This is a genomic window from Azospira sp. I13, from assembly GCF_003112695.1.
In the GTDB taxonomy this organism is placed as follows: domain Bacteria; phylum Pseudomonadota; class Gammaproteobacteria; order Burkholderiales; family Rhodocyclaceae; genus Azospira.
Window position 1 is genome coordinate 14,838 of record NZ_BFBP01000026.1, and the last position, 26,125, is coordinate 40,962.

The window sequence follows — 26,125 nt, forward strand, 5'->3', positions numbered from 1 at the left end:
ATTTCCATGAATATCGTCATTCTCGCTGCCGGCCAGGGCAAGCGCATGCATTCCAACCTGCCCAAGGTGTTGCACCCCATCGGCGGCAAGGCCCTGGCAGCCCATGTCCTGGAAACCGCGCGTCAGCTGCAGCCCTCCCGCCTGTGCCTGGTGGTGGGCCATGGCGGTGACGTGGTGCGTACTGCCCTGGCGGCGCCGGATGTCAGCTGTGCGCTCCAGGAGCCTCAGCTGGGTACTGGCCACGCCGTGATGCAGGCTTTGCCGGCCCTCGATGGTACCGGCCAGACCCTGGTGCTGTACGGAGACGTTCCCCTGATCCAGGCTGCTACCCTGCAGCGCCTGCTGCAGGCCGCCGGGGAAGGTGTTGGCGTATTGACCGTCACGCTGGCCGAACCTACCGGCTACGGCCGCATTCTGCGCGATGCTGCGGGCCGGGTGGTGTGCATCGTGGAAGAAAAGGATGCCTCGCCGGAAGAGCGGGCGGTGCAGGAAACCAATACCGGCATCATGGTGTTGCCGACTGCTCGCCTCTCGGGCTGGCTGCAGCGCCTTTCCAACGACAATGCCCAGGGCGAGTACTACCTGACCGATCTGGTGGCCTTGGCGGTGGCGGACGGCGTGCCGGTGCATACGGCGCAACCCGCGGCAGAATGGGAAGTGGCGGGGGTCAACAGCAAGGTGCAACTGGCGGCCCTCGAGCGCTGCCACCAGCAATTCCTGGCCCGGCAACTCCTTGAGCAGGGTGTGCGTCTGGCCGACCCGGCGCGAATCGACATCCGCGGCCGCCTGGACTGCGGGCGGGATGTGGCCATCGACGTCGGCTGTGTCTTCGAAGGGGACGTGAGGCTGGAAGAAGCTGTGGATATCGGCCCCTACTGCGTGCTGAAAAACGTCACGATCAAGGCTGGCGCCCGCATTGCCGCCTTCAGCCATCTGGAAGGCGCCGTAGTTGGCCCCGATGCCATCGTCGGCCCCTACGCCCGCCTGCGGCCGGGGACCGAGCTGGGGGCCGAGGCCCATGTCGGCAACTTCGTCGAACTGAAGAACAGCATTCTCGGCCAGGGCTCCAAGGCGAACCATCTGGCCTATGTGGGCGATGCCACCGTTGGCCAGCGAGTCAATATCGGTGCCGGCACCATTACCTGCAACTACGATGGTGCCAACAAGTACCGCACCATTATCGAAGACGATGCCTTCATCGGCTCCGACAGCCAGCTGGTGGCTCCCGTTACCGTTGGCCGGGGCGCAACCCTGGGGGCCGGCACCACCCTGACCAAGGATGCCCCCGCCGACTCCCTCACCGTTTCCCGGGCCAAGCAGCTCAGCCTGGCCGGCTGGAAACGACCCGAAAAAATTAAAAAGTAAGGAATCCCCATGGACGCTTTTTTCACGATCTACGTCATGATTGTTGCCCTGGCCGTGGCCGGTGGCGGCATGTTGCTGCTGGTGGGCTATATCGACAGCGTACCCGCCTCTGTTGCCCACGGCTGGCGCTGGGCCGCGGTAACGCTGGCCTTGCCGGTGGTGGGGCCGATCTATTTCTGCTGCAAGCACTGGGATAACTTCGCCCGCACCGGCAAGCAGCTGATGGCTGGCGCTGTGCTGATGCTGTTGGCCATGGGCGGCCTGTATGGCCTGGGGCCCTGGTTCGCCAAGCGGGCCGTGGAAATGGCGGGGGGCTGACCATGTGCGGCATCGTCGCGGCAGCAGCCCGCAACAATATTGTTCCTGTTCTGCTCGAAGGGCTGCGCAAGCTGGAATACCGGGGTTACGACTCCGCCGGGCTGGCCCTGCTCAACGGCGGCCTGCACCGTTTGCGCAGCGTTGGCCGGGTGGCGGAGCTGACTGCCCAGGCCGAGGCGGCCCAGGCCAATGCCGAGACGGGCATTGCCCACACCCGCTGGGCCACCCATGGCGTGCCCTCCGAGCGTAATGCCCATCCCCATATTTCCGAAGGTCTGGCGGTGGTGCATAACGGCATCATCGAGAACTACGAGGCGTTGCGGGCGGAGTTACTGGCGGCTGGCTATGTTTTCTCCTCCGAAACCGATACGGAAACCATCGCCCACCTGATCCATCACACCCTGAAGACGGAGCCTGACCTGTTCCAGGCTGTCTGCCTCACCGTGCAGCGTTTGCAGGGCGCCTATGCCATTGCCGTGGTCAAGGAAGACGAGCCGGGCCGGGTGGTGGTCGCCCGGGAAGGGTCACCCCTGCTGCTGGGAGTCGGAGAACAGGGGCATTACGCCGCTTCCGATGCTTCCGCACTGTTGCAGGTGACCCGCCGCATCGTTTATCTGGAGAATGGCGACGTGGCCGAGCTACGGCCCGATTCCTGGCGCGTCGCCCGGGCTGACGGCAGCCCGGTGGAGCGGCCGGTGGCCTTGTCCACCCTTTCTGCCGACGCGGTGGAGCTGGGGCGTTTCCGTCACTACATGCAGAAGGAAATTTTCGAGCAGCCCGACGCTCTGGCCAATACCCTGGAAATGGTCGGCGGTGCCCGCTCCCTGCAGCCCGGCCTGTTTGGTGCCGAGGCCGAGGGCCTGCTCGGTGGCGCCCGTTCGGTGTTGATCCTGGCCTGCGGGACCTCCAGCCACGCCGGCATGGCCGCCCGCTATTGGATCGAATCCCTGGCCGGCATCCCCTGCAGCGTGGAAACCGCCAGCGAATACCGTTACCGGGATTCCGTCCCTCAGCCGGAACAGCTGGTCATCGCCATTTCCCAGTCCGGCGAAACGGCGGATACCCTGGCGGCCCTGCGCCATGCCAAGGCGCTGGGCCACACCCGTACTCTGGCCCTGTGCAACGTGCCGGAATCGGCCATCGTGCGGGAATGCGTCCTGCGCTTCGTTACCCGGGCCGGGCCGGAGATCGGCGTGGCCTCCACCAAGGCCTTCACTACCCAATTGGCTGCCCTGTTCTTGCTGACTCTGGTGCTGGCCAAGCTCAAGGGGCGCCTCTCGGAGGCCGAGGAATCTGCCCAGTTGCTGGCCCTGCGTCACCTCCCCGCCGCTGTCGGCCGGGCCCTGGAACTGGAGCCCCAGATCAAGGCCTGGGCCGAGCGCTTCGCCATGAAGCAGCATGCCCTCTTCCTGGGTCGGGGCATCCATTACCCCATTGCCCTGGAAGGCGCCCTGAAGCTCAAGGAAATCTCCTACATCCACGCCGAAGCCTATCCAGCCGGTGAACTGAAGCACGGCCCCCTGGCCCTGGTGGACCGCAACATGCCGGTCATCGCCGTAGCCCCCAACGACACCCTGCTGGAGAAGCTCAAGTCCAACCTGCAGGAAGTGAAGGCCCGGGGCGGCGAACTGTATGTCTTCGCCGACGCCGACTCGGAAATCGGCGAGTCGGAAGGGGTGCACATCCTGCGCCTGCCCGAGCATTACGGACGGCTGTCGCCCATCCTGCACGTGGTGCCGTTGCAACTGCTGTCCTATCACGCGGCACTGGTGAAGGGAACGGATGTGGATAAGCCACGCAACCTGGCCAAGTCGGTCACCGTTGAATAGCCTGTCAACAGCTTCGCTGGCGGTGCGGTTCCTGGGAATGGCTTGAGCCGTTAGTCGGGTGCCAGCCATGCGGCCTCCTCCCGGGGGCCGCATGGCTCATGCCTCGCGTATTCCTGCAACCTGTCGCCACCCTTCCAGAGACGGGTGCTCCCTTGGGGAGTCATCAAACGGGATGCGGTGCGCCCTATCCTGCGTTGAGTAATGTCTGCGGATCGTGGGCCACCCCGACATGGGAGGGGCAGGTCGCGTGCCTGCATTTGTGCTGCCTGCCATCCTGGCAGCGCTTCTGGATCATGTCTCGAGTGCGACAGAAGCAGCAATTGCTATCCCGCGAGCATTTGCCGTGGTGGCATACAGCACTCGCGTTGCCTCTCGCCGTCGGCCACAAAATCCACTTACAGATCGGTTATTATGACGAGCGCAAATTCACGCGTACGGTGCATGACTGGGCGGGGCTTGTCGCCAGGGATTTGGCCTGTATCCACCCGGAGCCGCCGTGATCTATCCGGACCATTGCTTCACTGGAAATCCGGTATGAGGCAATCCAGGGCGCAATGAGAAGTAAGCCGGCACAAGGCTGAAATGTTCATCGGGTATCACATGGGTTCCTGGTGTGCCGATTGCCCGGAGCGACAGACAGGATTCTAGGGAGTATTGAACAACAACCATGGCTATTCATTGTTTGCCCCTGCGCTTGATTCTCGGCCTTGGGTTGGCCATCGCGCTCGATACCGCGACCCAGTTGCTGTGGAAATCTGCCGTACTGGCATTCCCCGAAATGACCGCAGGCTGGCAACAGGCGGTGGCTGCCTTGCAGCAGCCCCTGTTGTTGGGAGTGGTCCTGTTGATGATCGGCCAGTTCTTGAATTGGCGCATGGTCCTGGGTCATGCCGATCTGAGCTTTGCCCACGCCATTACGTCCCTGAGCTATGTCACGGTTGCGTCATGCTCGGTGCTGCTGCTGGACGAACGGGTGGATTGGATTCAAGCCGCCGGTATTGTGTTGATCCTGGCCGGTGTCTGGCAGGTGAGCGGAAGTGGCCATGCAACGGTCACCCACATCCCCTCAGAGACGGATGCGGTCAAATGAGTAGTGACATCATGCAGGGCCTGGCGCTGGCAATTATCTGTACGGTCATGGAAGGGGTTGCCCAGGTCTGCCTGAAAAAAGCATCCATGGGTGGGCGCCAGCATTGGTACTGGACCATTTCGGGGTTGACGGTATTTGCCCTGGAGGCCCTGGTCTATACGGTGGTCCTGCAGATGTTGGCGGTGAGTGTTGCCTACCCGATCGGTGCCCTGGGTTTCGTGATGGTGACGCTGATGTCGAAGTGGTGGCTGCATGAAAAAATTTGCCCGTCCCGCTGGTCCGGTGTCGGGTTGATCATTGCTGGGGCCGCCCTGGTGGCGGTGCGCGCATGATTACCCTGCGCTTTGTCGATAGCTGCCGGGATATTCCCGTAGCGCTTTGGGATGCCTGTTTTCCTGCCCCCCATGAAGGCCTGTGGTGGTATCGCTCCCTGGAGGCGAGTGGCCTGGGCGACCAATTCTCCTTCTTCTACGGCGTACTTGAAGTTGTTGATGCCCAGGGAAAGGCGGCCCCTGTCGGCATTGCGCCTTGTTTCCTTGCCGATGTGCCGATGAAACTGGTGGTGCCGGAAGCCGTGCTACTGCTGCTCTCCCTGCCCACCAGACTGTTCCCCAGCCTTGGCTATCAGCGAACCTTGTTCGTCGGCTCGCCATGCGCCGACGAAGGCCGAATCGGCACCCTGCCTGAAGTTGATCGCCCAACGGCGGTCCAGGCCGTGTACGACGCCGTCCTGGCTGAAGCCCGTCGCCGCGGCGCCCCCATGCTGGTCTGGAAGGATATTCCCGGTCGGGAAAAAGCGCTGCTGGATGGTTTGGGGCAACAGCGCCCCCTGTTTTCCCTGCCGAGCTACCCCAACACCCTGGTGCGCTTCGGTAGCCAGAGCAAAGCGGACTATTTCGCCGCTCTGAAGGGCTCCCGTCGCCACCAGCTGAAGAAGAAGCTCAAACTCAGTGCCGAACGGGTGCAGGTCGATACTGAAGTTCTGCAGCGGCCTTCTGTGGCCGTGCTGGATGAAGTGTTTGCCCTCTTCATGCAGACCTTTGCACGTTCCCCGGTCCAGTTTGAACGCCTCAACCGCCGTACCTTCGCCCTGCTGGCGGAGGCGCCTCCGGTGCACTTCATTCTGCTACGCGAGCGGAGTTCCGGGGACCTGATTGCCTTCATGATGTGTTTCGCGATCGGCGACCTGGTGATCAACAAATACATTGGCTTCGACTATGACCGCCCTCGCGAGTGGCTTCTCTATTTTCGGCTGTGGGAGGCCGCGCTGGAATGGAGCCTGGCACGGGGAGCCGTTGCGATCCAGAGCGGGCAGACCTGCTATGCCCCAAAAATTGAACAGGGTCATCGTCTGATGCCCCTCTACAACTATGGTCGCCACCTGAACCCCTTGATGCACTGGATCTACAAGAAAGTGGCTTCCACCATCACTTGGCAGTCCCTGGATGATGATCTGGCGAGATTCCTTAAAGCCCACCCGGAAGAGAACCTGGAACACCCAGAATGTTGACCTTAGCGACACTGAAAAATCGGAAGTTGGCCATTGGTAGCGCACTGGCTGTGCTCTTGGGAGGGATTTGGTGGTTAGCCAGTGGTGCTGCAGCCAAGAGTGACGAAGCAATGGCCCCTGTTTCAAGCGAGATCGTGGCACGCGGTCGTATCGAACCATGGAGCCGAGTGTTGGCCATCCACGGCGCGGCAGATGGCTCGGTGATCCGCGAATTGAAAGTGGCGCAAGGCGAGGTGGTGGAGCAGGGGCAGATACTGGCGGTACTCGATGGCTATGAGATGCGTCGGGCCGATCTCCTGGTTGCCGAACGCAACCTGCGCTTGGCCGAACTGCAACGTACCCAGATTTCAGCAGGTGCCAAAGGTTCGGAAAAAATTGCCCAGCGCCACGTAGTGGCCGCCAAGGAGGCCCAGCTCACTCGCTTGCGCCTGGAGTGGGAGCGGCGCAACTCACTGGTCAGCCAGGGCTTTGCCTCGAAGCAGTCCCTTGAAGCCCTCAGAGCGGAGCTGGACCAGGTACAGAGCGAGGTTGAGCAGGCCAAGCATACCCTGCTGTCCCTGTCCGAGACCCGAGGGATCGATGATGAGGTCGCTGCCGCCCGGGTGACGCTGGCCAAAGCATCCCTGGAGCGGGCCCAGGCCGATGTGGAACACACCTTGATCAGGGCCCCCATTGCCGGGTCGATCCTGTCGATCCAGGCGCGTACCGGCGAGGCCATTGGCCAGGATGGCCTGCTGCGCATGGCAGCATTGGACCGTATCGGTGTCGTCGCTGAAGTGGATGAAGGCGAGGTTGCCAGACTGAAGCTGGGAATGGGTGCGACGATTGAGGCGCCCATCCTGAAAGGCCCCGTGGTTGCCAAGGTTTCCCGCATCGCCCAGGAGGTCTTTCGGCAGAAGCGCCCGGCGTCGGATGTGCTGATTGGTCGAGATGCGAAAGTCGTGGAAGTGGACCTGGCGCCGGAACAGCCCCTGCCATCCATTCTTGGTGCCGAAGTGCTGGTCCATATCCGGCTGGATGGGAGCGACAAGCGCTGATGTTGCCGGTTGCCCTCAACCTCGCCTATCGGCAGCTTACCCATCGCTGGGCAAAGCTCACCGGCACGCTGCTGGGGGTGTGCGTGGCCATCATCCTGATGTTCACCCAGGTTGGCTTTCGCAATGCCCTGTACGACAGCGCCGTGGCCATTCCCCAAGCCCTCGATGCCGATCTTTTCATCGCCGGACCCACCTTCCATTCCTGGGCCGATTCGCCCCCCTGGTTTGCCCGTAGCCTGCTGTTTGAGGCCGAGGGCGTGAGCGGTACCAAAAGAGTGACGCCCCTGTATTCGACAGCAATCCAGATTGCCAGCCCGGACGACGGGCATAGCCTGAGTTCCTTCCTCCTGGCGTTTCCTGCCCATGCGCCCACATTCCTCCAGGCCGATATCAATCGTCATGTGCAGGCCATTACCTTGCCCAACCGCGCCATCATGGATCGGCTTTCCCGTGATGACTTTTCCCTGATCAGTCATCAGGTAGAGCGCAAGGGTGCTGCGCGGATCATCTATCTCAACGCGGGCGATGCCTTGCGCAAGGAGCTTGAGATCACCCAGTTGTTCGAGCTGGGGCCATCATTCACCATCGACGGCACCATCATCACCACCGAGCTGAATTTCTACCGTCTGACGGGAATTCCCCTGGATCGTGTCGGGTTGGGGCTGGTCAAGGTCGCCGAGGGATATGACCCCACCGTGGTCAAGCAGGCGATTCAGCGCAAGTTGGGCACTCGGGCAAAGGTCTTTGGCAAGGGCGAGTTCATGGCCAACGAACGCAACTATTACGCGACCGAAACGCCCGTGGGTTACATCTTCCAATTGGGGATCGTGGTGGGCGTTCTGGTTGGCATCGTCTTCATCTCCCAGGCCCTACACAACATCGTTCAGGACAACATCAAGGAGTACGCCACCCTGCGGGCAATGGGATATCAGCAGAAGTTCTTCGTGATGCTGGTGGCTTCGATATCTTTGGTGATTTCGATTGTTTCCTACTTTCCCTCGGTCCTGGTGTCCTGGGGGGTGTATACCCTGGCGGCCTCCGCCACCCATCTCCCCCTGCGGATGAAGGCCGGGGATATGGCATCGATCTTCTTCATTGTCGTGGTCATGGGGCTAGTGGCCACCCTGCTGGCGATCCGCAAGTTGAAGAACGCTGATCCGGTTGATCTCTTCTCCTAGCGATTCAATGATGTCCGCCCCATTCCCGATGTCGTCTTCTGCCCCCCTCATCGTTGCCAGGAACATTTCGCATTATTTCGGCGAGGGAGAAGCGCGCTCCCAGGTGCTTTTCGACAATTCATTTCAGATCAATCCGGGGCAACTGGTGATCATGACCGGGCCTTCGGGCTCCGGGAAAACCACCCTGCTGACCCTGATCGGGGCGCTGCGAGGCGTACAGGCCGGAAGCCTGCAAGTACTGGGCAACGACCTGGTCGGGCTGGATGCGGTGGCACTGACCGAGATGCGCAGAAACGTCGGCTTCATCTTTCAGATGCACAACCTGTTCGAGTCCCTCAGCGCAATCGATAACGTCCTGATGGCAACCCACCTGAGCGGCATGACGCCAGATGAGGCGAAGCGGCGAGGCGTGGCGCTACTGGAGCGTCTGGGCTTGGGGCACCGCCTGGGGCACCGGCCCGCCGCCTTGTCGGGTGGGCAGCGACAACGGGTTGCGGTGGCGAGAGCTCTGGTGAATCGCCCCAGGCTGATCCTGGCCGACGAGCCGACGGCGGCCTTGGATAAGGCATCCAGCATGGAAGTGGTCGCATTGCTCCATGAACTGGCGGTTGAGGAAGGTGGCGGTGTCGTGATGGTGACCCACGACAACCGGATTCTCGACCAGGCGGATCGTCTCATGTCCATGGTGGATGGACGCATCATCTCCGATGTCCTGGTGCGGGAGTTGGTCGCACTCTGCGAGCTGTTGTCCCAGATCAACTTCTTTTCGCAACTCAGCACGGCCGAGCTGAGTGCCGTGGCTGAAAAGATGCGTCCGATCAGGTTCCTGGATGGGGATGTGCTCATCCGCCAGGGGGATATCGGCAACGACTTTTTCCTCCTCTACGAGGGTTACGCGGATGTATTCGTAGATGAAGGCATGTCTGAAGCACCTGTCGCCCGACTTGAACGGGGGCGCTACTTCGGAGAGCGGGCCCTGATCACGGGGGAGGCCCGAAACGCCACCATCATCGGGCGCGGCGAGGGGGTCGTGTATGCCCTGGACAAGGAGGCCTTCCAGGCTGCAATGGCGATTGCCCCCTCGTTGAAGGAACAGCTGCAGAAGCTCTATTTCGGGCGTTGAGACGGCTGCGGGCCTGCCGCGGGAAACAAGCCGTTACGCTGTTTCGGGTGAGTTGGCGCAGTGTGTGAAAAATTCACCAAGCCGCCTGGCCACGTCGTTCTTGCGCTTGTCCAAGGTGAGGACGTGGTAGGTGTCGTCAACAAAATAGGTTTCGATCCGGCGCGATCCCAGCCGCGCGGCGGCGTAATGGGCGTTTTTCACACTGGCCATGTCGTCTTCCGTTGCGTGGACAAGCAAGGTGGGGGAATGTACCCGGGGAAAGGCCTGCTTGGCTGCTTTGATCAAACCGAGGCTTTCACGAATGGTGACCGCCGGGGTACTGAATATGCCGACCTTCTCTGCTGCTTGGCTGTCACGGCTTTCGAGTATGGCCTGTACCTGGGCACGGGTCTTCTCACATTTAATGCCATAGGGGTGGCTTTCTTCCCAAGACATGAAATGGCGTAGGGGGGAGTAGAGAACAACCGCCCAGAAAATTTTCTGGTGCACTTTTGGCATGTTCCAGCCATCGTAAAAGAGCGTCAGGGATAGCAAGCCCAGCCCATCGACCCGGCTTCCCTTCTCTGCTGCCAGCTTTACAGCGATGAGTGCCCCCATGGAGAGGCCGGAGACAAATACCCGGCGATGGGTACGCTTCAGCGCTTCAAATGTCTGTTCGATGGTGCCATACCAGTCTTCCCATTTGCTGCGCTTCAGGTCCCCGACGCTGCCGCAATGACCGGCCAGTTGGGGGCAGGCAACACTGAAGCCCTGTTGCAGCAGCCGCTTGGCGACGTGCAGCATCTCGGCCGGCGTGCCGGTCAGGCCGTGTACCAACAGCACCACGTCGTCTCCCCGTCGACGATAGAAACCCGTCGGGCCCAGGCAGGCCTGCAATACATTATCTGCCGGATCTGCCGAAGGAGCCGTGGTGTCCTCGGACTTCATTTCACTGCCTTCCAATGCCACGGTCACTCAGCCCCACAGCGCTGAAGGAGCATTTCGAACAGCTGAATTCCCAGATCAATTTCCGCTTCGGAAATCAGCAACGACGGTGCCAGGGTGATGACATTTTTCTGATATCCCCCAATATCCAGCACCAATCCGTACTTCTTTCCATCGAGCTCCAGGTCCCCTTTCAGGCCGGCATTGAACATCCGATCAGCCAGGGCCCGGCTGGCAGTGAAGCCATCCTTTTCGCAAAGCTCGATGCGTAGCGCCAGACCAAGGCCGCTGACGTCACCAATGACTTTCCAGCGGGATTTCAGCGCTTCCAGTCGCCGGAGGAAGTAGGCGCCCCGCTCACGGACATGGGGCTCGAAGTCCTTCTCCTGGGTCATCTTCAGGACCTCGAGTGCCACTGCCGTGCCCAGAGGGTTGGAGGCGAACGTCGAGTGGGTGGACCCCGGTGGGAATTTTTCCGGGGAGATCAGTCCTTCCCGTGCCCAGATGCCGGAGAGGGGATTCAGGCCATTGGTGATGGCTTTGCCGAAGACAAAGATGTCGGGAACGATGTCAAAATTTTCCCAGGACCACAGTTTCCCGGTCCGATACACCCCCATTTGGATTTCATCGGCGACCAGCAGCACATTCCGCTTTTTCAGGGATTCCTGAAGCTTCTTCATGTAGCCGGCGGGGGGGACGATGTAGCCCCCGGTGCCCTGCATCGGCTCAATGTAAAAGGCACCGAATTCACATTGTCCAGACTTTTCGTCCCAGACCGACTGGTACTCGGTTTCAAAGAGCTTTTCGAATTCCTGATGGCAATAGGTGTGGCAAGAGGAAGGCTCTTTGCTATAGGGGCAGCGGAAGCAATAGGGGTAGGGAATGAACTGGGCGCGATCCGCAAAATTGCCGAAGCGTCGGCGATAGCGGTAACTCGACGTGATGGCTGAGGCCCCCAGGGTACGGCCATGGTAGCCGCCCATGAAGGCGAACTGATGGGTCTTGCCGGTGTGGTTGCGCACGACCTTCAAAGAGTCCTCAACTGCCTGGGCGCCTCCGACATTGAAGTGAACCCGCCCCTTCACACCGTACTTCTCTTCCATATAAGTGCAGATGAGCTCAGCCAGTTCGACCTTCTCCCGATGCAGGTACTGGCTGGCCAACTGCGGCAGCACGTCGATCTGGTTCTTCAGGACGTTGGCAATGCGCTGGTTCTTGTAGCCGAAATTGACGGCCGAATACCACATCTGCAAATCCAGATAGGGGGTGCCATGTTCGTCAAAAAGAAAGCTGCCGTCGCAGCTGGCAAACACCTTGGGGGGATCGGCGTAGTTCACCGTGTCGCCGTGTGAGCAGTACTTTTTGTTCTTGTCGAGAATCTCAATGATGTTTTGGGTCATGTTTGGATGGACTGGGAGCAGTTGTATTGGGGGTGGTCACGCGTGGCAGGGGGTGGCGAAGCCATCCCAGGTGCGCACGGTGGCCAGTACGTCGGCAAAGGTGTTGAATTTGTGATGGGCGATGTTGTGGGCTTCGCAATGCCTGATCAGGGAGCCCTTGGCAAAAACCACGTCGGCCTTGGCCGCCAGGCAGGCATCGGACTTGCCGTCACCCACCAGGACAACCCTGGATTCCGGGGGGACCAGCCGTTCAGCCATGGCGCATTTGCACACGCCATTTCCCGCTTGGCAGGCCGCGTTGAGGTGGGGCCAGGAAATATCCAGGCCCGTTGCGGTGAAATGCAGCTGGTTGGCGTAGATCGGCAACTGGGGGAAAGCGGATGCATTCATCGCCGTATGAATGGCGTGGTCCAGGCCGTCACTGACGATGACGATCCGGGCGTTCCGGGAAACGAGCTGGTAGAACGGCAGGAAGCTGGTGTCCAGTTGAATCTGGCGGAAAAAAAGCTCCAGTGCCGGGCGATCTGCGCTGACCATCTGCAATTGCTGCTGCATGCACTGCACGGCGCTGATCTGGCCATCCAGCCAGGCTTCCTCGACGGCCATCCAACTGGGTGGGGCGAACTTCTCCAACAGCGCATCCACCGTATCGCGGGTCGATAGGGTGCCGTCAAAATCGATGACAAAAAGCATGCTTCCCTTCTGGAGCCTTTCATTGAACGCACGGACAGCCGTCCGCGCCGATAGCAACATAATATGCTATACGCAAATCCTGACGGGAGGGCGCCAGCAGCCTTCGCTTTGCGCAAATTCATGCCGAAGGCCCGGCCCGGGGCTGTTGAGCAGTATCAATCCGAATCCCGCCGTTGTGCGGGCGCTAGCAAATTACCGAGGCCTGGGAATGGACCAGCAGTGCATCATGCAAGTCAAATGTTGCATGGGGATGGAGCAGTGGTTGGGGGGTATCTGAGGGGTAGTGCCGGAGGAAGCTGGCCCTTGTGCGCCTATCCTTGCGATAGGCGTTTGTTGCCGCGATAGCGATGGCATCGCTGTGGGCCGGAACGACATTTGCCCCCTATCGGCCGGGGATCCGGCCTAAGGGGGCAAGCTGGAGTGGGTGGGGGCGCGGAGCCTCAAGTGCCCTGGTCGAGGAAGTCCTCCGCCATACCCTGGAACCAGACGAAGTCCTCCTTCGCCAGATGGGTGTCATGCTCGTGGTATTCGCGCACGGTCTGCACGATCCGGCCGTCGTCGTTGAACTTGTACTGGAAGTCCACCAGGATGGCTTCGATGGGGTCGCCGTTCACAAACATGTAGCAAAGGTTGTCGGGCAGCAGCTTGGCGATGTCCTTGCCCTGCATGCGATTGACGATCTGCCGGGCAGCGATGCGGCCCAGGCGGTTGGCCACGTGGCCGCTCTTGGGGTACCAGCCGAAGAGATTGGAAGCCTTGCCCACGGCGTCGCCGATGATCCAGACGTTGGGGTCCTTCTCGCTGTGCAGGCCCACGTTGTGCTGGTCCGCCCAGCCGGTGCTCTGGCCGCTTTCATCCTTGCCGATGAGGTCGGCCATCCACACCAGATCGCCAGCCCGGTGGGGGGCCATGAGGATGGCGTCTTCGAATTTGAAATCGCCGGCCGCCGTCTTCACCTGTTTGTTGTACGGGTCCACTTCCTTCACCGTGGCATTAGGCACGTACAACACCTGATCCTTGTACAGCTCGTCAAAGGCCTGCTTGAAGCCGATGCCGATGGGAGTGGGGGCCGGCTTGGGGTCGAGCAGGACGATGCGCCCGGGAATCTTGTGCTGCTTCAGGTGCCAGGCCATCATGCACACCCGCTCGTAGGGGGAGGGCGGGCAGCGGTGGGGCGGGGGCGGCAGCACGGTGACGAAATCGCCGCCCTTGAAGTTGTGCAGCTTCTTCTTCAGCGTGATGTGCTCGGCGCTGGGAATGTAGGCGGCCGGGTAGTTGGCCTTGGTGTAGTCGATGGTCTTGCGGTCGTCGCCGAACCAGGCCTCGTACTGGTAGCGGATGCCGGGGGCCAGCACCAGGTAGTCGTAGCCAATGGCTCCCTGGCCGGTGATGACCTTCTTCTTGTCTCTCTCGATGCCGACGATTTCGGACTGCAGGAACTGGTAGCCGAATTTCTTCGCCACGGTTAGGTAGTCGTGCACCAGCAGGTTGGTGTCCACGATATCCACCAGCCACTTGTTGCTCATGGGACAGGACCAGAACACCGGGTTGCGTTCGATCAGCACCACCTCGATGGTGGGGTCCAGCTTGCGCAGGTAGCGGGCGACGGTGAGACCGCCCCAGCCACCGCCGCAGACGACGACCCGCTTGCCCTTTGGGGGCGGCAGCAGTTCGGCGGTAAGGGAGGGCAGCACCAGATTGGCGGCGTGGGCCCTGGAGACGACGCCAGCGCCCAATGCGCCGGCAGTCGCCAGGAAATGGCGGCGGGAAAGTGACATGAGTGGCTCCCAATAGCGTTGGCCGCTCCGGTGGGGATGGCACCGGGCGCAAGAGGCAGCCCGCAGGCCGCCGGAAGGGTCAGGCAGCACACTGGCCGCCGGGGCGCAGGATAGCGGCCGGCTCCTGCCATCGCAAGGGGAACTACGGCAATTGGCCGGCCCTGGCAGCGCTTTGCCAGGATCGGTCGGCAGGTCAGAAGCCCTGGATGAAGGTCAGTCGCCAGACCCGGGGTTCCGCCGGATGGCTATGGACATCGGCCACGGGGCTGGCTTCTCCCCGCAGTTGGGACTCGTAGTAGTAGTCGATGTCGCTGGCCTTGCGGTTGAGCAGGTTGAGTACTTCAAGGGTGAGCTGCTGCTTCGGTGCCAGCTTGTAACCCAGGTTGAGATTGAGCATCAGGGAGCTGGCGGAACGGACCGAGTTGTCCTCAATCAGGGCTCGGGGCCCCAGGTAGCGCAGGCGCAGGCCGCCCCGCCAGGGGCCCTGGTCATGCACGGCAACGCCGAGGGAGGCGGTGCGCTCCACCGCGCCGGGAATGCGGTCGCCAGCGCTGTCCGCATCGCGGAAGCGGGCCCGGGAGAGGGCGATATCCGCATCCAGGGTCAGCCACTCCCGGGGCGTCCAGTAGTTGGACCATTCGATCCCCTGGCGATGGCTGGGCCGGCTGGGTTCGGTGGTGCCGGCATCGCCGACGAAGAGCAGTTCGGAATCCAGGTCCAGGCGCCACAGGGCCAGGCTCATGTTCCAGCCCGGCGCGGGAGCGGCGCGCCAGCCCAGTTCCTGGCCCCGGGATTTGACCAGGGCCGGCACCCGCTGCATGGCGCTGGCCGGATTGGCCGGGTCCACGCTGATGGTGGCGCCCCGGGCATCGTTGCTGTGGAAACCCTGACCCCAGTTGTAATAGAACTCGTGATTGGCGAAGGGGCCGAAGATGAGGGAGAGCTTGGGGCTGGTGATGCCGTCGCTGGTATTGCCCGAGTTCTGCGACAGGCTCGAATCCACCTTGAAGCGGTAACGGTCATGGCGTAGCCCGGCGACGCTGCGCAGCCAGTCGTTCCACTGGGCGCTCCACTGGCCGTAAAGGCCCAGGCTACCCTGGTTCACGCTGTCGCTGCGGACGGTGGCCAGGCGTTGGCGGGCCTGGGTCTTGTAGAGTCCCACGTTGCTGATGTCGTCGAGACGGCCCTGCACGCCCCAGGTGAAGTCGCCCTGCCGGCCCAGCCAGCGCACCGGCTGGCTGCGGCTCCAGCCGAAGCCGCCATAGCGGCGCCGGTCGGCTTGCTCGAACTGGTCGCCGTTCACCGCATCGGTGGCGTAGGTGAAGTTGGAAAACAGGTTCAGCCGGTAATCCACCAGATAGGCATTGGCCCGGGTCTGCACTTCACCCTCCAGGCGTGCCCACTGGCCCGAGGCGGAGAGGCGGCGGGTGGTGCCGCCGGTGGTGGCGTCCAGGCTGCCGAAGCGGCCCACCAAGCCCTGCTCCACGGCCCGGCGGGCCACCTGGTCGGTGGAGGTCCAGTCGCCGTCGTAGGCCATGAAGGAAAAGGACTGGCCGTTATTGCGGGTACCGTCCGAATAGCGCAGCACACCGTTCAAGCGCTGGTAATGCTCCGGCACGTCCCAGGGGCCATCGTTATGGAAGACCTCCAGGGCGCCCAGCCAGCGGCCACCGCCCGCCACTTCCTTGTCGGCGGCCGTGAGCAGACGGCGGTAGCCGTTGCTGCCCATGCCGAAGCTGACGTAATCCTGGGGCAGGCTGCGGCGATAGCCGATATGGGCGGCGCCGGCCGAGGAAAAGTCGCCGTCCGCCGCGGAATAGGGGCCCTTCTGGTACTGGATGCGCTCCACCAGCTCCGGGATGAGGAAGTTCAAGTCCAGGTAGCCATGGCCATGGCCGTGGGTCGGCAGGTTCACCGGCATGCCATCGATATCCACGGCGAAGTCGGTGCCGTGATCCAGATTGAAGCCCCGCAGGAAATACTGGTTGGCCTTGCCGTCCCCCGCGTGCTGGGTGACGATCAGCCCGGGTACGGCTTCCAGGGCCTCCGCCGGGCGCAGCAGGGGGCGGTTTTCCAGCTGCCGCGCGGTGATGGTGCCGACACTGGCCGCATCGGCAACACCGATCAGGTCCCGGCTGCCGGCCTTGACCTCAATGACCTCCAAGGTGGGCATGCCAGCTCCCAGGGCCGGCAGGTACCAGGCCAGCAGGGCCGCCAGCACGGTTAGGCGCGGGATAGTCAGTGTGATGAAATCAATATTGTTCATATCGGTGGGCGTGGGCAACGGCAAGGCAGCAACCGCAAGGGGAAAAGAGGGGCTAGGCGGGGACTGGCCGGCGGGCCAAGTGCAGGGCGAGGACGAAGCTGGCGGCGATGATGGTCACCAGGGCAAAGCCGAAGGCCAGCTCCTTGCCGTCGCTCCAGGCCTCGACGGCCGGGGAAAGCATCTTGGCAGCGCCGAAGGCGGCCACCAGCAGGCTGACGGCGGAAACCACCAGCCCCATGACCCGGGAGGCTACCAGCGCCACCATGTCGGCCCGGGCGATGAGGCGGGAGATCCACAGGCCGTTGATGCCGTCGGTCACCAGCATGCCCAGCATGAACAACAGGGAGAGGCCCAGGGCATGTTCCCAGCCACCGTGGCGGGTGGCGGTGAAGGCGAAGAGGGCAGCCTGGGAAAGGGTATCGAAGGAGAGGGCGAAGAGGGCACCCACTGCCGCCACCAGGAGCGGATGGCCGGCTTGTTGCAGGCGGCCGAGAAAGCGCCCCTTGAGCCCGGCTGGGCGCACCAGTTCGCCGGGGGCAGCGGCCAGCACGGCCCGCAGGTTCATGATGCCGAGGACGGTGAGAAAGAGGATGGAGATCAGGCCCCCCACCCATTCGAACCATTCCGGCACCTGCCAGACATCGGACAAGCCGCCCACCACCAGGGCGATGGCGACGACGATGGTGCCGTGGCCGAGGGAAAAGAGGGTGCCGCAGTAGCGGGCGAGGCGGGGATTGGCGCGGGCGTTGAAGCGGATCAGCCCGTCGATGGTGGCCAGGTGGTCGGCATCGAAGCCGTGCTTCATGCCCAGGATGAGAACCAGGGAAGCGAGGGCAAGCCAGTTGTCGGGCAAGGTATCCACAGCCGCAGACCTTCCACCAGGATTGGAAAGGTAGGAAGAATAAACTTTAGTTCATACGAATTGGGTTGACCTGGATCAGATTTCTGCCGGGAAAGATCGCCCGCCGCAGCGCGCTGCCGGCAGCGAAGCCCAGGAATAGGGAATAGGGCGCAGAACATCGGAAAGCCGGCCTGGCCAGCCTCAGCATCAGGAACGCTTCGACAACGAGGGGAGGAGGAAGGCCTCCATCTGGCGGTACAGCCCATGGCAGTCCGCGAGTTTTCTATTGCCGATGGCACCCTCAGGCCGCCGTGCCGCCATCCCGGGGTAGAGTGAGGCGGAAAACGGCACCGCCTTGTGGATGGTTGCTGGCGACGATACGGCCACCGTGGCGTTCGACGATGCCATAGGAGATGGAGAGCCCCAGGCCCGTGCCTTCCCCCACCGGCTTGGTGGTGAAGAAGGGGTCGAAGAGATGGCCCAGGGCCTCGTCGGGAATGCCGGGGCCGTTGTCGTGGAAAGTCAGGCGTACTTCCCGCTCGCCCAGCTCGCCGCTGATCTCCAGCAGGGGCGCGGGCTGCGCTGCCGTGGCCTGCAAGGCGTTCTGCACCAGGTTCATCACCACCTGCTGCAACTGGCCCGGGGAGCCCCGCAGGGGCAGCGCTTCCGGCAGCTCCGTGTGCACGGCGAAGTGGGGCGGGGCGCTCTTGGCCACCCAGCGCACGGCGCGTTCCACTACCTCAGCCAGATTGAAGCGCTCGGCGGCCTCCCGGTCCAGGGCGGAGAAACGCTTGAGGCCGTCCACTATGTCCCGGGTACGCTCGGCCCCTTCGATCATGCCGTCGATGAGGGGCGACATGTCCTCCATGATGCGGTCGATGCGCAGTTCGCTGCGCAGCTCTTCCAACTCGGGAATGCAGTCGCAACCCCGGTTGTGCACCGCTTCCAGATAGGTTTGCAGGCGCCCGGCGTAGCGTTGCAGGGCCAGCACGTTGCCCAGCACGAAGCTGATGGGGTTGTTCAGTTCATGGGCCACCCCGGCCACCAGGCGGCCTAGGGAGGCCATTTTTTCCGAATGCAGCAGTTGTTGCTGGGTACGCTTCAGGTCTTCGTGGGTTTGCCGCAATTCCCGATAGGCCCGGCGCAGTTCCCCCACCGGGCGGCCGGTGACCACCATGCCGATGAGCTTGCCGGTGCCGGAGAGGCGGGGCGTCCAGTTGAAGGAAACCGGCACGGCGCCGCCGTCCTCGGCCTGCAGCAGCAGCTCCACATCCTGGCCCCCCTGGTCGCCGCTGGGCGCGTGGATGAAGAGGCTTTCCGCCGTTTGCCGGGCCGCCGGGTCGGTGAATAGATCGAAGATCAGGGTGCCCTTGAGGGCACTCTCGGTGCGCCCCGTATAGCGCTGGAAGGCCGGATTGACCTCCTCGATGCGGCCGTGGCGGTCGCACACCACCAGGATATCCGACATGGAGGCGAGGATGCTGGCGATGAAGCGGTGGGATTCTTCCAGAGCCGCATTGTTTTGCTCCAGGGCTACTTCGTACTGCAGTAGGTCGTTGTAGACCTCGTCCATCTTCTGGATGACTTCGATCCAGACCTTTTCATTGACGCCATCCAGCAACTGGGCCGGCTCCGGCAGTAGGCTGCCATCGAGCAGGGGGCGGGCGGGGCGCTTGGCGGTCATGGGGCGGGCCGGCTCAACGGCTGGGCTTGAGATGGAGGTGGCGGTAGCCATGGCCATGGGTATGGCTGTGGGGGTGGCTGTGCTGGTGGGTTTCATCCAGCTCCACGGTGACCAGGTTGAGCTGGCCGTGGCGTACGCCCCGCTCGGCCATGAGGGCCTGGGCGAAGGTGCGGACCTGCTCCGTCGGCCCCTTGAGGATGGTACTTTCGATGCAGTGCTCGTGGTCCAGATGGGCGTGCAGGGTGGAAACGGTCAGATCGTGGTGGTCGTGCTGGATGGCTGTGAGACGCTCCGCCAGCTCCCGCTCATGGTGGTTGTAAACGTAGGAGAGATTGGCGACGCAGTGGGCCGATTCCTTGCGGGCCTGGCGCCAGTTTTCCAGCTGGCTGCGGAGCAGATCGCGCACGGCTTCGGAGCGGTTGCTGTAACCCCGGGCGGCGATGAGGGCGTCGAATTCCCGCGCCAGCTCCTCGTCCAGGGATATGGTGATGCGTTCCATGGGGTCTCCCGGGCCGGAAGGGAAGAGGGAAGGTGTCCGGCCCCAATCGCGCCAGTCTACCAAAGGCCCAGGACTCAAAGAAAAAGGCCCGCCGAAGCGGGCCCGAGGTGAGGCAGGGAAATCAGCCGCGCTGCTGCAGGGCGGCGATGCGTTCCTCGATGCTGGGGTGGCTGGCGAAGGCGCTCATCCAGCCCTTGCCACCCGCGATGCCGGAGGCCGCCATATTGCTCGGCAGGGGCTCCGGCGACAGGCCGCCGAGGCGCTGCAGGGCTGCCATCATGGGGCGCGGGTTGTTGCCCATGAGTCGGGCGGCGCCGGCGTCGGCCCGGAATTCCCGCTGACGGGAGAAGTACATGACGATCATGCTGGCCAGGATGCCGAAAACGATGTCGCAGACCACCACCGTCACCATATAGCCCATGCCGGGGCCGGAGGATTCCTCGTTATCCTTCTTGAGGAAGCTGTCCACCAGATACCCCACTACCCGGGCCAGGAAAAAGACGAAGGTGTTCACCACGCCCTGGATCAGGGTCAGGGTCACCATGTCGCCGTTGGCCACGTGGGCGACCTCGTGGGCCAGCACTGCCTCCACCTCCTCCTTGCTCATGGATTGCAGCAGGCCGGTGGATACCGCCACCAGGGAGTTGTTGCGGCTGGGGCCGGTGGCGAAGGCGTTGGCCTCGCCCTCGTAGATGGCCACTTCCGGCATGGGCAGGCCGGCGTTCTTCGCCAGGCGGGCGACAGTGTCCACCAGCCACGCTTCGGTGGGGTTGCGCGGCTGTTCGATGACTTGGGCGCCGGTGCTCCATTTGGCCATGGGCTTGGACAGCCACAGGGAAATGAAGGAGCCGCCGAAACCCATCACCGCGGCAAAGCCCAGCAACATCGGCAGGTTGAGGCCGTTGGCGGTGAGGAAGCGGTTGAGGCCCAGCAGATTCACCACCAGGCCGAGAACCACCATGATGGCCAGGTTGGTGGCAAGGAAGATCAGAACGCGTTTCATGGTTTTACTCCGTTGAAAATCCGGATCAGAAAGCCGGCACCGGCTCTGCTGCCAGCATTGGCTCGGCGTGGCGCTCCTGGCGTGCCTTGCGGCGCAGGGGGGCAACGCTGCGCCCCAGGGCGCGGGTCAGCACCTGGGCGGCGCGATGGGCGGCACCGTCAATGGCGGCCCGCAGGTCGCCGGCCACATCACTGACCACCAGGGGCGCCTGGCCGTCCACATCCACCTGGATGCGGCACAGCTTGTCCACGCCGCCCCGGTGGCCGTTGCGGTCCATCAGGCGCACGGTGATGGCGCGGATGCGGTGGCGGCTGCGGTCCAGGGCGAAGCCCAGGCGATGGGCGATGTACTGGCGGATGTCGGACCCGATAGCGATACGACGGGCGATGATTTTCGGCTTCATGGCGTCCTCCTGAGGAAGAAAGCGAATCGAGGGCTCAGGTTACGGGTTTTGTTTTTCAGTAAAAAGCAGAGAGAATGAGATTATTGCTGCGGAAAAAACTGAGTATGAGCGCGCCGAACCTTTCTTCCACACCCCTCAATCACCGGCACCTCCACTACTTCTGGGTGGTAGCCAAGGAGGGCGGCATCAGCCGGGCTGCCCAGCGCCTGGGGGTGGCGATACAAACCATCAGCAGCCAGCTCAAGGAACTGGAGCAGGCCCTGGGCACGGCCTTGTTCACCCAGGAAGGCCGGCGCCTGGTGTTGACGGAGGCGGGGCGCACCACCCTGCATTACGCCGACCAGATCTTCCTGCTCGGCGAGCAGTTGCAGGAGGCTTTGCAGGCGCGGACGGCGGCCGAAGGCTTACGTCTGGCTGTCGGCATTTCCGATGCCCTGCCCAAGCTCATCGCCTACCGTCTGCTGCAACCGGCCATGAACCTGCCCCAGAGTGTGCGCCTGGTTTGCCATGAGGGGGAGTTCGACGAACTGCTGGCCGACCTCGCCCTGCACAAGCTGGATGTGGTACTGACCGACCGGCCGGCGGGCAGTCATCCCAATCTTAGGGTGTTCAGCCACCCCCTGGGGGAGTGCCGCATGGGCATTTTCGGCACGGCGGCCTTGCAGGCAAGCCTGGCCCCGGGCTTCCCCAACTCCCTGAATGGCGCGCCGCTGCTGCTGCCCACCCGGGATACCGCCCTGCGGGGGCGCATCGATGCCTGGCTGTCGGCCCGCAACCTGCATCCTGAAATTGTCGGAGAGTTCGAGGACAGCGCCCTGATGATGACCTTCGGCCGCTCCGGGCTGGGCCTGTTTCCTGCGCCGTCCTTGCTGGCAGACAATCTCGAGGAACAGTTCCTCTCCCTGCCGGTGGGTGAAATGGAAGGGGTGCGGGAGCAGTTTTATGCCATTTCCAACGAGCGGAAAATTCGTCATCCGGCGGTGGAAGCCCTGCGGTTGGGCATTGGGAGTTTGAAACTGGGCTGACGGGCCGTCATCGAATTCCTGGATCACCCTGTTTTTAATCAAGTTTTGCTTGGCAGCGGGAGCGGCAAAAAGTAAACTTGCGTCCCTGCCGAGGAGCGCTGCGACCCGACCGGTTATTTCCGGATGACGGGCCAGGCTCGGCAACGATCAACGGCGCTCGCAAACCCCAGAAATGGTTTGTGGCGCCGTTTGCTTTTCCAGCAATGCAAAGTGGCGGCGCCCGGCCGATGAATCACTGAAACGCCGAGGTAATCCATGCAGCCCGACCGCAGCTCCGAACTCTCCGCCCTTCTCCAACAACGCCTGCTCGTTCTCGACGGCGCCATGGGCACCATGATCCAGCGCCACGGGCTGACCGAGAAGGACTACCGCGGGACGCGCTTCGCCGACCACGCCCACGACCTGAAGGGCAACAACGATCTGTTGCTCCTGACCCGCCCCGAGGTCATCCGCGGCATCCACGCCGAATACCTGGCGGCCGGTGCCGACATCCTGGAAACCAACACCTTCAACGCCACCAAGGTGTCCCAGGCCGATTACAAGCTGGAAGCCATAGTCTACGAACTGAACGTGGCCGGTGCCAAGCTGGCCCGGGAAGTGTGCGACGAATTCACGGCAAAGAACCCGGCCAAGCCCCGCTTCGTCGCCGGCGTGCTCGGTCCCACCAGCCGCACCGCCTCCATCTCCCCGGATGTGAACGATCCGGGCTACCGCAACGTCACTTTCGACGAGCTGGTGGAAAACTACCTGGAAGCCATCCGCGGCCTCACCGACGGCGGCGCCGACATCCTGCTGGTGGAGACGGTGTTCGACACCCTCAACGCCAAGGCCGCCCTGTTCGCCATCGAGACCTTCTTCGACCGTGTCGGTCGCCGCTGGCCGGTAATGATCTCCGGCACCATCACCGACGCCTCCGGCCGCACCCTCTCGGGCCAGACCGCCGAGGCCTTCTGGAACTCGCTGAACCACATCCGGCCCCTTTCCTTCGGCCTCAACTGTGCCTTGGGGGCCAAGGAGCTGCGCCAGTACGTGGAGGAGCTGTCCCGCGTCTGCGACTGTTTCGTTTCCGCCCACCCCAACGCCGGCCTGCCCAACGCCTTCGGCGGCTACGACGAGACCCCGGAACAGCTGGCCGAAGAAGTGGCCGACTGGGCCAAGCACGGCTTCGTGAACATCGTCGGCGGCTGCTGCGGCACCTCGCCCGACCACATCGCCGCCATCGCCAAGTTGGTGGCCGGCGTCGCCCCCCGCGCCATTCCGGCGATCGAGCCCCAGCTGCGCCTCTCCGGCCTGGAGCCCTTCAACGTCGGCCCCGACAGCCTCTATGTGAACGTGGGCGAACGCACCAACGTCACCGGCTCCAAGGCCTTCGCCCGCATGATCCTGGAAGGCCGCTACGACGACGCCCTGGCCGTGGCCCGGCAGCAGGTGGAGAACGGTGCCCAGGTCATCGACATCAACATGGACGAGGCCATGCTGGATTCCCTGGCCGCCATGGAACGCTTCCTCAAGCTGATCGCCTCGGAGCCGGATATTTCCCGGGTGCCCATCATGCTCGACTCCTCCAAATGGGAGGTGATCGAGGCCGGCCTCAAGTGCATCCAGGGCAAGGGCATCGTGAACTCCATTTCCATGAAGGAAGGGGAGGCCAAGTTCCTGGAACAGGCCAAGCTGGCCCGCCGCTACGGCGCCGCCGTCATCGTCATGGCCTTTGACGAGAAGGGCCAGGCCGATACCTACGCGCGCAAGACCGAAATCTGCAAGCGGGCCTATGAACTACTGGTGGCATCGCCGGAGCAGGGCGGAGCCGGCTTCCCGGCCCAGGACATCATCTTCGACCCCAACATCTTCGCCATCGCCACGGGCATCGAGGAGCACGACAACTACGCGGTGGACTTCATCAACGCCACCCGCTGGATTCGTGAAAATCTGCCCCACGCCCAGATTTCCGGCGGCGTCTCCAACGTCTCCTTCTCCTTCCGCGGCAACGACCCGGTGCGGGAAGCCATCCACACCGTCTTCCTCTACCACGCCATCCAGGCCGGCATGACCATGGGTATCGTGAACGCCGGCATGCTCGGCGTGTACGACGACCTGGAGCCGGAACTGCGGCAGAAGGTGGAAGACGTGGTGCTGAACCGTCATCCGGGTGCGGGCGAGGCATTGGTGGAATTCGCCCAGACGGTGAAGGAAGGCAAGGCCAAGGACACGGGGCCGGACCTCACCTGGCGAACCCTGCCGGTGGAAAAGCGCCTGGAGCACGCCCTGGTCAAGGGCATCACCGAATTCGTGGTGGCCGATACGGAAGAAGTGCGGGCCGCCCTGGCTGCCGCCGGCAAGCCGCCCCTCTCGGTCATCGAAGGCCCCCTGATGAACGGCATGAACACCGTGGGCGACCTCTTCGGCGCCGGCAAGATGTTCCTGCCCCAGGTGGTCAAATCCGCCCGGGTGATGAAGCAGGCCGTGGCCCACCTCATTCCCTATATCGAGGAGGAGAAGGCCCGTACCGGCGCCTCCTCCAAGGGCAAGATCGTCATCGCCACGGTCAAGGGCGACGTGCATGACATCGGCAAGAACATCGTCGGCGTGGTGCTGGGCTGCAACGGCTACGACGTGGTGGACCTGGGAGTGATGGTGTCCACCGAGAAAATCCTCCATGCCGCCAAGGAGCATGGTGCCCAGGCCATCGGCCTCTCCGGCCTGATCACGCCGTCTCTGGAGGAAATGAGCCACGTCGCCGCCGAGATGCAGCGCCAGGGCTTTGCCGAACTGGGCGTGCCTCTGCTCATCGGCGGCGCCACCACCAGCCGGGCCCACACTGCCATCAAGATCGCCCCCAACTACGAGGCGCCGGTGGTCTATGTGCCGGACGCCTCCCGGGCCGTGGGCGTGGTCACCAGCCTGCTCTCGGAAAGCCAGCGGGACAACTACGCCGCCGAGGTGGCCGCCGACTACGCCAACATCCGCCAGCAGCACGCCGGCAAGAAGGGCAGCGCCATGGTCACCCTGGCCGAGGCCCGGGCCAACCGCCTGCCCTGGGATACGGCGGTGACACCCGTGGTGCCCAAGAAGCTGGGCCTGCAGGTGCTGCAGGACATCGACCTGGCCACCCTGGCCAATTACATCGACTGGGGCCCCTTCTTCCAGACCTGGGACCTGGCCGGCCGTTTCCCCGCCATCCTTGACGATGCGGTGGTGGGCGAGACCGCCCGCGGCGTCTATGCCGATGCCCAGGACATGCTGGCCCGCATCATCAGTGAGAAGTGGCTGACGGCCCGCGCCGTCTTCGGCCTCTACCCGGCCAATGCCGTCGGCGACGACATCGTCTTCTACGCCGACGAGCGCCGCAGCGCCCCGGTGCTGGCCTGGCACGGCATCCGTCAGCAGCACAAGCGGCCGGAGGACAAGGCCAACCTGTGCCTCTCCGACTACGTGGCGCCCAAGGAAAGTGGCGTCGCCGACTACGCCGGCGCCTTCGCCGTCACCGCCGGCATTGGCATTGAGCAGAAGCTGGCCGAGTTCGAGGCGGCCCACGATGATTACAAGTCCATCCTGCTCAAGTCCCTGGCCGACCGCCTGGCCGAAGCCTGTGCCGAGTGGCTGCACGAAAAGGTGCGCCAGGACGACTGGGGCTATGCCGCCGACGAGCAGCTCTCCAACGAGCAGTTGATCAAGGAAGAATATCGCGGCATCCGCCCGGCCCCCGGCTACCCGGCCTGCCCGGACCACACCGCCAAGGGCGGTCTGTTCCAGTTGCTGCAGCCGGAGGCCAACATCGGCATGGGCCTCACCGAGAGCTACGCCATGACGCCGGCGGCGGCCGTTTCCGGCTTCTTCCTGGCCCATCCCCAGGCCCAGTACTTCGCCATCCAGAAGATCGGCCAGGACCAGTTGGAGGACTGGGCTGCCCGGGCCGGCTTCAGCCGGGAGGAAGCCCGCCGCTGGCTGGCGCCCAACCTCTAAGGCCACCTGCCCGGAGAGGCAGGAAAGACGCCAGTCTTCCGGTCAGCATGGCCGGGATGCCCGTCTTTCCTGCCTCTCCGGGCAGCCACCCCCGTGCAGCGGCCCGCCCTCTTCGGCGGGCCGTTTCCTTTTGCTGCACCGCCAGACTACGGCCATTTTCTTGGTGACATAATGAAATCGCCATGGCGTCCCCCAT

Annotated in this window: 21 protein-coding genes and 1 riboswitch; of the genes, 11 read left to right on the top strand and 10 right to left on the bottom strand. The window is 63.2% G+C overall.

The features are described 5' to 3' along the window. Positions 1 to 6 precede the first annotated feature (6 nt). The 9 genes from glmU to AZSI13_RS17755 all read left to right on the top strand — a co-directional run bounded on the left by glmU (position 7) and on the right by AZSI13_RS17755 (position 9,450). On the top strand, positions 7 to 1,365 hold the full coding sequence (gene glmU / locus AZSI13_RS16475; protein WP_109042285.1) for a bifunctional UDP-N-acetylglucosamine diphosphorylase/glucosamine-1-phosphate N-acetyltransferase GlmU: 1,359 nt from the start codon (positions 7 to 9) through the stop codon (positions 1,363 to 1,365). 9 nt (positions 1,366 to 1,374) lie between these two features. Continuing rightward, positions 1,375 to 1,683: a hypothetical protein gene (locus AZSI13_RS16480; RefSeq protein WP_109042286.1), complete on the top strand. Its 309-nt coding sequence runs from the start codon at positions 1,375 to 1,377 to the stop codon at positions 1,681 to 1,683. Between the two features lie 2 nt (positions 1,684 to 1,685). Beyond that, positions 1,686 to 3,512: a glutamine--fructose-6-phosphate transaminase (isomerizing) gene (gene glmS / locus AZSI13_RS16485; RefSeq protein WP_109042287.1), complete on the top strand. Its 1,827-nt coding sequence runs from the start codon at positions 1,686 to 1,688 to the stop codon at positions 3,510 to 3,512. Positions 3,513 to 4,179: 667 nt separating this feature from the next. After that, positions 4,180 to 4,602: an EamA family transporter gene (locus AZSI13_RS16490; protein ID WP_109042288.1), complete on the top strand. Its 423-nt coding sequence runs from the start codon at positions 4,180 to 4,182 to the stop codon at positions 4,600 to 4,602. Beyond that, positions 4,599 to 4,934, top strand: coding sequence for a multidrug efflux SMR transporter (locus AZSI13_RS16495; RefSeq protein WP_165833601.1), 336 nt, complete (start codon positions 4,599 to 4,601; stop codon positions 4,932 to 4,934). Before AZSI13_RS16490 ends, AZSI13_RS16495 begins: the two co-directional genes overlap by 4 nt. Then, positions 4,931 to 6,112 (top strand): GNAT family N-acetyltransferase, encoded by a 1,182-nt coding sequence (locus tag AZSI13_RS16500; RefSeq protein ID WP_109042290.1) that lies wholly within the window; start codon positions 4,931 to 4,933, stop codon positions 6,110 to 6,112. The genes AZSI13_RS16495 and AZSI13_RS16500 overlap by 4 nt, the downstream gene beginning before the upstream one ends. 110 nt (positions 6,113 to 6,222) lie before the next feature. Then, a complete protein-coding gene (locus AZSI13_RS16505; protein WP_268807546.1) occupies positions 6,223 to 7,149 on the top strand; it encodes an HlyD family efflux transporter periplasmic adaptor subunit in 927 nt (308 codons plus the stop codon). Further along, entirely contained in the window at positions 7,149 to 8,327 is a 1,179-nt protein-coding gene (locus AZSI13_RS16510) for an ABC transporter permease (protein ID WP_109042292.1), read from the top strand. Before AZSI13_RS16505 ends, AZSI13_RS16510 begins: the two co-directional genes overlap by 1 nt. A gap of 28 nt (positions 8,328 to 8,355) precedes the next feature. Further along, positions 8,356 to 9,450, top strand: a complete 1,095-nt coding sequence (locus AZSI13_RS17755) for an ATP-binding cassette domain-containing protein (protein WP_201262422.1) — start codon at positions 8,356 to 8,358, stop codon at positions 9,448 to 9,450. Between the two features lie 33 nt (positions 9,451 to 9,483). On the opposite strand, the gene AZSI13_RS16520 is transcribed toward AZSI13_RS17755, so the two are convergent. The 10 genes from AZSI13_RS16520 to AZSI13_RS16565 all read right to left on the bottom strand — a co-directional run bounded on the left by AZSI13_RS16520 (position 9,484) and on the right by AZSI13_RS16565 (position 20,941). Next, positions 9,484 to 10,377, bottom strand: coding sequence for a carboxylesterase (locus AZSI13_RS16520; protein WP_109042293.1), 894 nt, complete (start codon positions 10,375 to 10,377; stop codon positions 9,484 to 9,486). A gap of 23 nt (positions 10,378 to 10,400) precedes the next feature. Then, positions 10,401 to 11,774 carry an aspartate aminotransferase family protein gene (locus tag AZSI13_RS16525; protein ID WP_109042294.1) on the bottom strand — a complete coding sequence of 458 codons (1,374 nt, stop codon included), beginning with the start codon at positions 11,772 to 11,774 and terminating at the stop codon, positions 10,401 to 10,403. A 36-nt stretch (positions 11,775 to 11,810) separates the two neighbouring features. Beyond that, positions 11,811 to 12,467 (bottom strand): MtnX-like HAD-IB family phosphatase, encoded by a 657-nt coding sequence (locus AZSI13_RS16530; RefSeq protein WP_109042295.1) that lies wholly within the window; start codon positions 12,465 to 12,467, stop codon positions 11,811 to 11,813. 440 nt (positions 12,468 to 12,907) lie between these two features. After that, complete coding sequence (locus AZSI13_RS16535; RefSeq protein WP_109042296.1) at positions 12,908 to 14,245, bottom strand: FAD/NAD(P)-binding oxidoreductase; 1,338 nt, start codon at positions 14,243 to 14,245, stop codon at positions 12,908 to 12,910. Between the two features lie 193 nt (positions 14,246 to 14,438). Continuing rightward, the gene (locus AZSI13_RS16540) at positions 14,439 to 16,511 is read right to left on the bottom strand and encodes a TonB-dependent receptor (protein ID WP_165833605.1); all 2,073 of its coding nucleotides are present in this window, start codon (positions 16,509 to 16,511) and stop codon (positions 14,439 to 14,441) included. Positions 16,512 to 16,563: 52 nt separating this feature from the next. Then, complete coding sequence (locus AZSI13_RS16545; protein WP_109042297.1) at positions 16,564 to 17,373, bottom strand: nickel transporter; 810 nt, start codon at positions 17,371 to 17,373, stop codon at positions 16,564 to 16,566. Positions 17,374 to 17,653: 280 nt separating this feature from the next. After that, on the bottom strand, positions 17,654 to 19,036 hold the full coding sequence (locus tag AZSI13_RS16550) for a sensor histidine kinase (protein WP_109042405.1): 1,383 nt from the start codon (positions 19,034 to 19,036) through the stop codon (positions 17,654 to 17,656). Positions 19,037 to 19,049: 13 nt separating this feature from the next. Then, positions 19,050 to 19,535, bottom strand: coding sequence for a nickel-responsive transcriptional regulator NikR (gene nikR / locus AZSI13_RS16555; protein ID WP_109042298.1), 486 nt, complete (start codon positions 19,533 to 19,535; stop codon positions 19,050 to 19,052). A 121-nt stretch (positions 19,536 to 19,656) separates the two neighbouring features. Next, positions 19,657 to 20,538 carry a protease HtpX gene (gene htpX, locus AZSI13_RS16560; RefSeq protein ID WP_109042299.1) on the bottom strand — a complete coding sequence of 294 codons (882 nt, stop codon included), beginning with the start codon at positions 20,536 to 20,538 and terminating at the stop codon, positions 19,657 to 19,659. A 25-nt stretch (positions 20,539 to 20,563) separates the two neighbouring features. Next, a complete protein-coding gene (locus tag AZSI13_RS16565; protein WP_109042300.1) occupies positions 20,564 to 20,941 on the bottom strand; it encodes an HPF/RaiA family ribosome-associated protein in 378 nt (125 codons plus the stop codon). Positions 20,942 to 21,045: 104 nt separating this feature from the next. On the opposite strand from AZSI13_RS16565, the gene nhaR reads away from it, so the two are divergent. Both nhaR and metH read left to right on the top strand, forming a co-directional pair. Then, positions 21,046 to 21,966, top strand: coding sequence for a transcriptional activator NhaR (gene nhaR, locus AZSI13_RS16570; RefSeq protein WP_109042301.1), 921 nt, complete (start codon positions 21,046 to 21,048; stop codon positions 21,964 to 21,966). A gap of 84 nt (positions 21,967 to 22,050) precedes the next feature. Then, a riboswitch (S-adenosyl-L-homocysteine riboswitch) is annotated at positions 22,051 to 22,132 on the top strand. A gap of 89 nt (positions 22,133 to 22,221) precedes the next feature. Next, the gene (gene metH / locus AZSI13_RS16575; RefSeq protein WP_109042302.1) at positions 22,222 to 25,929 is read left to right on the top strand and encodes a methionine synthase; all 3,708 of its coding nucleotides are present in this window, start codon (positions 22,222 to 22,224) and stop codon (positions 25,927 to 25,929) included. The last annotated feature ends 196 nt before the right edge of the window (positions 25,930 to 26,125 follow it).